We start from the raw sequence: 9,199 nt of genomic DNA on the forward strand, positions 1-9,199 counted from the left end.
GGATTTCAGCAGGATTAGGTTACGACTTCACCGCCGGGCCACTACAGCTTAGTGTTTCTGGAAGCGTCGCTTATCAATATTTTTCTCTGACCCCACCCATTCCGGCGGGTGGGCCTTTCCAGAGCAGTGTCACTTTCATTCCGCAATTACAAGTCCACTTGCCCATTGGCGATGGCTTTTATTTTTCGGGACTGGGCAGTTATGCCTTTGGTCAGGGGTCATACTGGTCGAGGATGAGATTGGGTATACCAACCCTGCCTTGGCTGCACTTTGGACCAGAATTTATCCCTTCAGGAGGAAGAACTTATAGCATCCGGCAGTATGGAGCTTTTGTTGATGCAAATTTGTCTGGAGGTTGGGGGGTCACGTTAGAGGGAGGTTTGCAACGACAGAAAAATCTGCCCGATGTGGGCTATGCAGCATTATCAGTGAGCAAAACTTTTTGAGTATCAGTGGGAGGACATAGCTGACGGGTGGGAAGAGCCCATCTGGGGGTAGAAATGGGCAAGGCTTTGAACTGGGTAACCGTAGGGCTTTTTTGTGTGAGTTTACTGATGAGCCATAGCACTGTGGCAAAAGTCCTGTCCCCGCCACTGGTGCCCATTTCGGTGGCACATTGGCGCAGCTACTGGGTTGACTATACTCGTGCTTTCATTGACGACCAAGGGCGTGTCATTGATCACCACCAACACCAAGATAGCACTTCCGAAGGGGAGTCCTATGCACTCTTCTTCGCCCTCGTCGCCGATAAACCTGAACAGTTCGCGAAAATTCTTTCCTGGACCAACAACAATATGGCTGCGGGCCAACTGGGCACTCAGCTACCAGGCTGGTTATGGGGCCAGAATCCGAGCGGGAAATGGACGCTGCTCAGCCAGCACTCCGCTGCCGATGCAGATCTCTGGCTGGCATACACACTGATACAGGCAGGAAAGCTCTGGCATCGGCCGGATTACATGCACCTGGGCCTGGAATTGACTCAGACTATTGTGAGAGAAGAAGTGGTCATGATTTCTTTTTCCAACCGCATTAATGACCGCAGTATTCACTTGAGTTTCACGCCAATGCTTTTGCCCGGCTATTTTGGCTTTCACATCGCAGCTAAACGGTATGTCTTCAACCCCAGCTATTTACCATTACCACTTTTGCTGGGACTGGCTCAGGCTGACCCCCATGGACCTTGGCAGCAGATGGCCTCGCAGTTACCCGATTTTCTGCATGCCGTTTCCCCCCATGGATTCGCACCGGATTGGATCGGACTGGACGATGGTCGAAGCTTCTTTGTTCCGTCCCAGGGAGTGGACGGCAGCTACAATGCCATCCGTGTCTATCTTTGGGCAGGTATGGCGACAAAAGAAATGCCTTTTGGGCCGGAAATACTCGCCGCCCTTTCTGGCATGCAAAAGTATTTGCAGCAGCATAACGTGCCCCCTCTGGCAGTAGATGCAGCAACCGGGCAAGCAAGAGGAAGCGGGCCAGTAGGCTTTTCCGCCGCTCTTCTCACCTATCTTTCAGCAAAGCATGATCAGATCGCATTCAACCGGCAACTGCAGCGTATACAGGAAGCACAGATTCCAAGCACAGGATTACTGGGTGAACCTGCCTACTACTATGACCAGAACCTGGCCCTTTTTGCCTTAGGCAACCTTAGCAAGAGTTTTACTTTTGAACGGAATGGTGATTTGCATACATGGTGGTCACATTCAGGGCTGCACGGTTGACCAACGGTTTCAATTTACAATTGGATTAGGACCATCCTAACCATTCAGTGCTATCATCGCGCCCATTCATTATTGCGTATTTGGAGTATGCCGTGCTCAGTACCCATCAACTGACCATGCAGTTTGGTTCAAAACCCTTGTTCGAGAACGTGTCCGTGGACTTCGGGGACGGCAACCGCTACGGTCTGATTGGAGCTAACGGTAGTGGCAAGACCACTCTCATGAAAATCCTGGGTGGCGACCTCGAACCCAGCGCCGGAAATGTCAGCTTGAGCAGTGGCGAGCGACTGGGCAAATTGCGCCAGGATCAGTTTGCCTTTGAAGAATATACGGTACTGGATACGGTCATGATGGGGCATGGTGACTTCTGGAAGGTGAAAATGGAACGCGATCGCCTCTATTCCCTGACGGAAATGAATGAAGAAGATGGCATGGCGGTAGCCCACATTGAAAGTGATTTTGCCGAACTGGGCGGTTATTCGGCTGAAGCCCGAGCCGGGGAACTGCTTATTGGCGTGGGCATTCCTCTGGAGCAGCACGACGGCCTGATGTCGGGGGTGGCGCCGGGCTGGAAACTGCGCGTGCTTTTGGCCCAGGCATTATTTGCCGATCCTGACATCCTTCTCCTGGATGAACCTACCAACAATCTGGATATTCATACCATTCAGTGGCTGGAAGAATTACTGAGCAGCATCAAAAGCACCATCATCATCATTTCCCATGACCGGCATTTTTTAAATAGTGTTTGCACCCACATGGCCGATCTGGATTACGGCGAACTGCGTGTTTATCCCGGTAATTATGATGACTACATGCGCGCATCCACGCTGGTCAAGGATCAATTACTGGCCGATAACGACAAGAAAAAGGAAAAAATGGCAGAACTGCAAAGTTTTGTCAGCCGTTTTTCGGCGAATGCCTCCAAAGCCAAACAGGCTACTTCCCGCGCCCGTCAGCTTGAAAAAATCCAGTTGGAAGAAGTCAAACCTTCCAGCCGCCAGAATCCCTATCTGGTTTTTCAACAGGACCGCAAGTTATATCGCTATGCCCTGGATGCCAAAGATTTATCAAAGTCTTTCGGTGAGTTGCGCCTTTTCCAGAAGCTGCGGCTGCATATTGAAGCAGGTGAACGTATTGCAATTATCGGTGCCAATGGTCTGGGGAAAACGACTTTATTGCGCTGCCTGATAGGTGAAACGGAACCGGATGCCGGGGTGATCAAATGGGCGGAAAATGTGAAGATCGGGTATTTTGCCCAGGATTATGCGCCGGAATTTGCGGAAGATCTGACCCTTTTCGACTGGATGTGCCAATGGCGCAGCGAAAAAGACGATGATCAGGCCATTCGTGGGGTTCTGGGTCGTCTGCTCTTCGGTCAGGATCAGGTCGGGCGCTCCGTCAAGGTGCTTTCGGGTGGCGAAAAAGGTCGGATGTTATTTGGCAAGCTTACCCTGCAAAAACCTAATGTCCTGATTCTGGATGAACCCACCAACCATCTGGACATGGAATCCATCGAATCCCTGAACAACGGGCTGGAAAAATTCGATGGAACCCTGATTTTTGTCAGCCATGATCGCGAGTTTGTCTCTTCGCTGGCGACTCGGATTATTGAATTCACCTCTCAGGGCATTGAAGATTTCAAAGGCAGTTATGAGGATTATCTGCTCAGCCAGATCAGCGTCAGCGACGCCGGGAAAAAGAGCGCCAAAAACCGATAAGCAGGAGGAGGACACCCAGCACAAGAATTCCTCCAATCCATTTCCAGCGCACCATGTTCAGAATATTGGCCAGATGCAGGAGGCTTCCGGCTTCCGCATCCACCCCATGATGGACTGCCAGCACCGCTACGGCGTTGGTTTTGAAAACCACCCCCAGATATCGCAGCACCATCAGGAGCAGGTCGAGAATAATCAGTCCGGTTCCTGCATATATCCACAATGCACGGGAAAGGCGCGGCAACAATTTAATGCCGCCAGCCATGCATAATCTGCAAAGTGGCACGCAACATGCGCTCGGCTTCTTCAGGCGAATCCGCTTCGCTGTAACATCGCAATTCCGGCGCATTTCCCGAAGGACGCAAGTGAATGATGGTGCCATTTTCCAGAGTCACACGCACCCCGTCGGTGTGATCCAGACTGCCTGCCGGGCCTGCCACTTTTCCAAAAGTGCAGCTGAATGCTGCCAGATTCTGGACATTGTCAGTTCCCCTGAAAGCATCCAGATGCTGCTGACTCAAGCTGGTAGGAAAATCCTGCAGCCGGTCACTGGCGGTATAACGCGGGGGTAAACGGTCCAACAGTGCAGCAAGTCTGTTCCCTTGCTGTTTTGCCGCTGTCAGAACGGTGAGCATGGGTAGGATTGCATCCCGGGTTGGAAGCGGCTGCAAGGTTTGTCCATGCCGCTGCAGAGGACTGCCCAGCAAGAATCCGCCGTTGGCTTCATAACCCACTACGGGCCCCTCACCCGCAGCCAGAGCAGCCTGCATGGTTTCAATGACATAGGGAGAGCCAATGCGGGTACGGTGAATCCGGGTAAATAATCCCGACAACTCCAGCGCAGTATTACTGCTGACCGGGGTGACAACACTTTGCGCACCCAGAGCATGGGCTGTAAGTACACCCAGCACATCACCGCGCCACCAGCGCCCCGTAGTGTCCGCAATCATGGGGCGATCAGCGTCTCCATCTGTCGTCAGTAAGGCATCCAGTTGATGCCCGGCCACGGCCTGTTGGGCAAACACGGTATCTTCAGGGCGCAATGCTTCCGTATCCAAAGAAACAAATTCTGCAGAACGGCCCAGTGGCAATACTTCCGCGCCCATAGCAACCAAAATATCGACCAGCAGATCCCGGGCCACTCCGGAATGCTGATACACGCCGAGCCGCAAGCCTGCCAGACTTTCTTTGCCAAAAAAATCCAGATAACGATTCTGGTAGCTTTGCAGATAATGCGGGTCGGCATCAGGCAACAGCGGCGGATGCAGCAGGGCGCCCTGTTCTGTAAATAAATTCGATGCAACTTGCATGTCCTGGGCGAGAATGCCAGCTTCGTCAGCCTTCATCAGTTCGCCGTGCGGACGATTGAATTTGATGCCGTTACGATTGAAGGGAATATGACTGCCGGTTACCATCAGCGAAGGGACTCCTGCCGAGATTCCGGCAAAAGCCAGTGCTGGTGAGGGCAGATAACCGGCAAATTGGGGGTTGCCCTCCTCTGCCAGCACCGCAGCCCAACTGGCAGCCAATATTCGCGGGGTACTGGGTCTTAAATCTCCGCCGAGAATCACTTTCTCGCCGCTCTGATATTCGCCTATGTCGCGGAGATAACGAAGAAATGCCCGCACATGGGTAAAAACCAGTTGATCGGTTAAATCGCTGACCAGGCCTCTTAATCCACTGGTACCAAATGCTGCCATATTCCTACTCCTCCGATCCTGTTCAGGGGTTACGCCATGATAACCAGATAAATTCCAAAAAGGCAGTTGGCATGGATAATTTGCGCACTTTCCCAGAGGGCTACAGGCTGTGTATCATGGTCCATTAGCATTCACAATGGATATCCAAGCAAAGCAATGCCCAATAATGACGACTGGATGAACTGGCATCGCAGCAAACAAGCGCTACCCAGTCTGGACACCTATGACTACGACATGCTCCGCCAGTGGCTGGGTGACCTGGAGATCCGCAAGGCCCAGCCTTATCGACAGGCGGTCAGTCATCTCGAACGACCAACCGACACGGAGCTCAGTGCATGGGTGCAAGGCAGCATCCGCAATCCTTATCATGTGGATATTCATCTCAGTCAGGGACATCTTATCAGTTTATGCACCTGCCCCGTTGGCAGTCGCTGCAAACATGTCGCAGCCGTGTTACTGGCTTATCTGGCCCAACGTGGTAGCCCACAACCGGTCAACAGCCCCAGGCCGCATGTGATGCAATGGCTAGGTGAACTGCGTTCACATCTGAATCCGCCGCCACGCAGGATTCCCACTTCTACTTATCGACTCCACTGGATTCTGGAAATTCGTGGTCATCAGCAACCTGTGCCCACCCTGAACTGCCTCAAAGCGCGCCTGAACAGGCAGGGTATTTGCAGCGAACTCACGCCCTGGAGTAATTTTGAAGCAGCCCTACGCCGTCCACCCGCTTTTCTGGATGAAACGGATCAGATGGTCATACGCCGTTTACTCATTGAAGATGTTTATGCCCAAAGAAGTGGATTTTTTACTCTGGGCCCACGCCATGGTGGCGCCGCTTTGGGCATGTTGGCTGCCAGTGAGCGCCTGTTTATGGATAAACCCGGTTCCTCTCCATTGCGAATGGGCGACATCCGTGCGGGTAAATTACTCTGGAAAACCCTCAAGGGTACGGAACAACATCCCATTCTGGAAACCGAACCACCCACCCAGACCTTGCTGACTCTGGACGTGCCCTGGTATCTGGATGCGGAAAATCTCGAAATCGGCCCGATTGACATCCCCATCAAACCCTCCCTGCTCAAGGATCTTCTTCAGGCGCCCCCCCTCAACATTCAGGAGGCTGCATTATTGAGAAATATTCTGGAAGAATCGGCCCCCGACCTGCCTGCTCCAGTGGCCGACCCGGTGAAGGATCTTCGAGTCATTGCCGAGCCACTCCAGCCGTCCCTATGGTGCGATACCCTGGCATTGATGGGGATGCAGGCCTACCGGGATTATCCTGGCCAATGGAGTCCTAATTGCCGGTTTGATTACGGGCAGCCGAGTTTTATCTATGGACCCGCGCATATTGCCATTGATGATGACAGCGAAACACAAACTCTCGCCAATGGCGAAACCGTGCATGTCCAACGCGATCGAAAGGCAGAAAAAAAAGCGCTGAAAATTTTGGCTGATACCGGCCTGAAAATCGCCAAAGCCAGCCTTTTCCATAGCCTCTCCTTGCTGCCACAGCCCATTTATGGACTGGCCAACGAAAAAGACTGGGATACCTTCATGAATGAAGGCGTGGAGGCTCTGCGCGGCGCAGGTTGGGGAGTCCACTGGCCAGATGGCTTCCGCCATCATTTTTTGCATATTGATGCCTGGGATATGCAGGTGGACGGGGAAGAAGAAGGCTGGCTCGGTCTTGATGTCGGCATAGTAGTCGAAGGCGAAAGGCTGGCGCTGGCGCCGCTTTTGGGTGGGCTGTTTGCCCGCGATCCACGCTGGCTGAGTCCCGGAGGCTTAACCCGTATTCCCGATGAAGAAGCCATCCATTTGCACACCCCGTCGGGAGTTCCCATTCAAACTGCCGCCCACCGACTCAAACCACTGGTAGGTACCCTTATTGACTTGTTCAGTCTCGGCACTTCGGGACTCATGCGGGTTTCCGCCTATGATGTCACCCGACTGGCCGAAATTACCGATAGTCAGCAATGGCGGAGTGAGGGCATGGATGCCATTCGCAGGCTCAGTAAACGCCTCCCGCAAAGTGGCGAAATACCTCCTGTAGAGCCTCCCCGGGGTTTTGCCTTGCCGCTGCGCCCCTATCAGCAGGAAGGTTTGGCCTGGCTGCAATTTCTCCGCGAGCACAACCTGGGTGGTATTCTTGCAGATGACATGGGGCTCGGCAAAACCGCCCAGACCCTCGCTCACTTATTGCTGGAAAAAGAAAACGGTCGCCTGCAGAACCCCGCCCTGATTATCATGCCGACTTCGCTGATTCATAACTGGCGGGAAGAAGCAGAACGATTTGCCCCCGAGTTGAGGGTGCTATCGCTCCATGGCAAGGAGCGACTGGATCAATTTTCAGAAATATCCCGTCATGATCTGGTACTGACCACCTACCCGCTGGTCTGGCGGGATATTGAACTACTCAAGAACCAGCAATTTCATTTGCTGATTCTCGATGAAGCGCAGATGGTGAAAAACGCTCAAAGTCGCGCTGCCGAGGCTATTCGCGAAATACCTACCACCCATCGCCTGGCACTGACTGGAACCCCTCTGGAAAATCATCTGGGAGAGCTCTGGGCGCAGTTTGATTTTCTCCTGCCCGGTTTTATGGGTGATTTGCGCACGTTTCAAAAAATCTGGCGTGGTCCTATCGAGCGCCATGGTGATGTGGAGCGACTGAACCTGCTGGCCAAACGCGTCCGCCCCTTCATTTTGCGGCGCAAAAAAGAGGAAGTAGCCCAGGAGCTTCCGGAAAAAACCATCATTATTCGTTCGGTGGATATTGAAGGGGCGCAACGCGATCTGTATGAAACCGTACGCAGCGCAATGGACGAAAGAATTCGCCAGGAAATTGCTGCCAAAGGCTTTCAGCGCAGTCAGATTGTAATACTCGATGCCATGCTCAAATTACGTCAGGTTTGCTGCGATCCACGACTATTGAAAAGTGAAAAGGCCCGTAAGGTTCAGGAAAGTGCCAAACTCGCCATGCTGATGGAGATGATCCCCGAACTCCTTGCCGAAGGTCGCCAGATTCTGCTGTTCTCCCAGTTCACGGAAATGCTTGCCTTGATCAGTACACGTCTGGATAAAATGCATATTCCCTATGTACAGCTCACCGGAAATACCCAGGACCGCAAAACGCCGATTGATCGCTTTCAAAAAGGCGAGGTTCCGTTATTTCTGATCAGCCTCAAGGCTGGCGGTGTTGGCCTGAACCTCACAGCGGCCGATACGGTCATTCATTACGACCCGTGGTGGAATCCCGCTGCCGAAAATCAGGCCACAGACCGCGCCCATCGCATCGGGCAGCAGCGTCGCGTATTTGTCTACAAAATGATTGTAGCGGGCAGCATTGAAGAAAAAATCCTGGCGCTGCAGGAGAGAAAAGCCATTTTAGCATCCGGTGTGCTCGACAAGGCGCGCAAGGACAAGCTGCAATTTGGTCCGGATGATCTGGCCTCCCTGCTCGCTCCGCTTCCAGAAAGTCGGCGCTGATGGCACTATACTGGGGTGCATGTAGATTATTTTCGGGACATTCATGCTGAATGATCTCTAACGTAGCAGGAAAAAAGCATGAAACAGCAAGAAGAACAGCGTCGCGACCGCTTCATCATCAGTGGGGCCCTGCATGGAGTAACCGACTCGGCATTGGCAGAACTTAAAGTCTTTGAAGAAATGGGCGGGCATGTAGAAGTGCTACCGGATAAACGCCTCGTCCTGATCCAGTATGATGGTCGATGTGGAGCAGAAGCAGAGGCTAAAATGGTGCAGATTTTAAAAAATGCCGGTGAAAATTGTGATTCCCATGGGGTTATCTGTCACGGCAAGGATCACTGCGAACCGCTGAATTTGCATGTTGGTCCTCTGGCGAAAGATCATCCGCAACGTTCGCACTCCCTTGCAAAACACCTCGGCCGATGGCTTCACATCAAAAAACAATCGTGAAGAAAAGATTGTTGCTGTGGGCTACCTGCATTTTTGCCGTAGCAGGCAGTGCTTATGCAGACAATATTCCCCTTAGTTCGACACAGGAATCCCTGTTGCAGACAGCCGCAGAGGCTTTTTC

At 52.6% G+C, this 9,199-nt stretch carries 7 protein-coding genes; 5 read left to right on the top strand and 2 right to left on the bottom strand.

The annotated features are described in order from the left end of the window. The 3 genes from bcsS to AC2VLY_RS15875 form a co-directional block, all read left to right on the top strand. Positions 1 to 446, top strand: a 446-nt coding sequence (gene bcsS / locus AC2VLY_RS15865) for a cellulose biosynthesis protein BcsS (protein WP_486893279.1), incomplete at its 5' end; no start/stop codon positions are given. Positions 447 to 473: 27 nt separating this feature from the next. Further along, positions 474 to 1,721, top strand: a complete 1,248-nt coding sequence (gene bcsZ, locus AC2VLY_RS15870; RefSeq protein ID WP_486893278.1) for a cellulose synthase complex periplasmic endoglucanase BcsZ — start codon at positions 474 to 476, stop codon at positions 1,719 to 1,721. 92 nt (positions 1,722 to 1,813) lie between these two features. Next, a complete protein-coding gene (locus AC2VLY_RS15875; RefSeq protein ID WP_486922617.1) occupies positions 1,814 to 3,439 on the top strand; it encodes an ABC-F family ATPase in 1,626 nt (541 codons plus the stop codon). On the opposite strand, the gene AC2VLY_RS15880 is transcribed toward AC2VLY_RS15875, so the two are convergent. Next, positions 3,402 to 3,701, bottom strand: a complete 300-nt coding sequence (locus tag AC2VLY_RS15880) for a hypothetical protein (RefSeq protein ID WP_193650699.1) — start codon at positions 3,699 to 3,701, stop codon at positions 3,402 to 3,404. The two genes, AC2VLY_RS15875 and AC2VLY_RS15880, sit on opposite strands and share 38 nt — an antisense overlap. Further along, positions 3,685 to 5,136: a phosphomannomutase gene (locus tag AC2VLY_RS15885; RefSeq protein ID WP_486922618.1), complete on the bottom strand. Its 1,452-nt coding sequence runs from the start codon at positions 5,134 to 5,136 to the stop codon at positions 3,685 to 3,687. Before AC2VLY_RS15885 ends, AC2VLY_RS15880 begins: the two co-directional genes overlap by 17 nt. Before the next feature lie 156 nt (positions 5,137 to 5,292). Here AC2VLY_RS15885 and AC2VLY_RS15890 point away from each other — a divergent pair, with 156 nt between their 5' ends. Continuing rightward, entirely contained in the window at positions 5,293 to 8,628 is a 3,336-nt protein-coding gene (locus tag AC2VLY_RS15890) for a DEAD/DEAH box helicase (RefSeq protein ID WP_486922619.1), read from the top strand. A 78-nt stretch (positions 8,629 to 8,706) separates the two neighbouring features. Further along, positions 8,707 to 9,078, top strand: a complete 372-nt coding sequence (locus tag AC2VLY_RS15895; protein WP_486891955.1) for a hypothetical protein — start codon at positions 8,707 to 8,709, stop codon at positions 9,076 to 9,078. Positions 9,079 to 9,199 lie beyond the last annotated feature (121 nt).

This window comes from Acidithiobacillus sp. TH-A36 (assembly GCF_057473445.1).

Coding starts and splice junctions, on each gene's coding strand:
- AC2VLY_RS15880 (WP_193650699.1), bottom strand. CDS start 3,701: ATGGCTGGCGGCATTAAATTGTTGCCGCGCCTTTCCCGTGCATTGTGG.
- AC2VLY_RS15885 (WP_486922618.1), bottom strand. CDS start 5,136: ATGGCAGCATTTGGTACCAGTGGATTAAGAGGCCTGGTCAGCGATTTA.
- AC2VLY_RS15890 (WP_486922619.1), top strand. CDS start 5,293: ATGCCCAATAATGACGACTGGATGAACTGGCATCGCAGCAAACAAGCG.
- AC2VLY_RS15895 (WP_486891955.1), top strand. CDS start 8,707: ATGAAACAGCAAGAAGAACAGCGTCGCGACCGCTTCATCATCAGTGGG.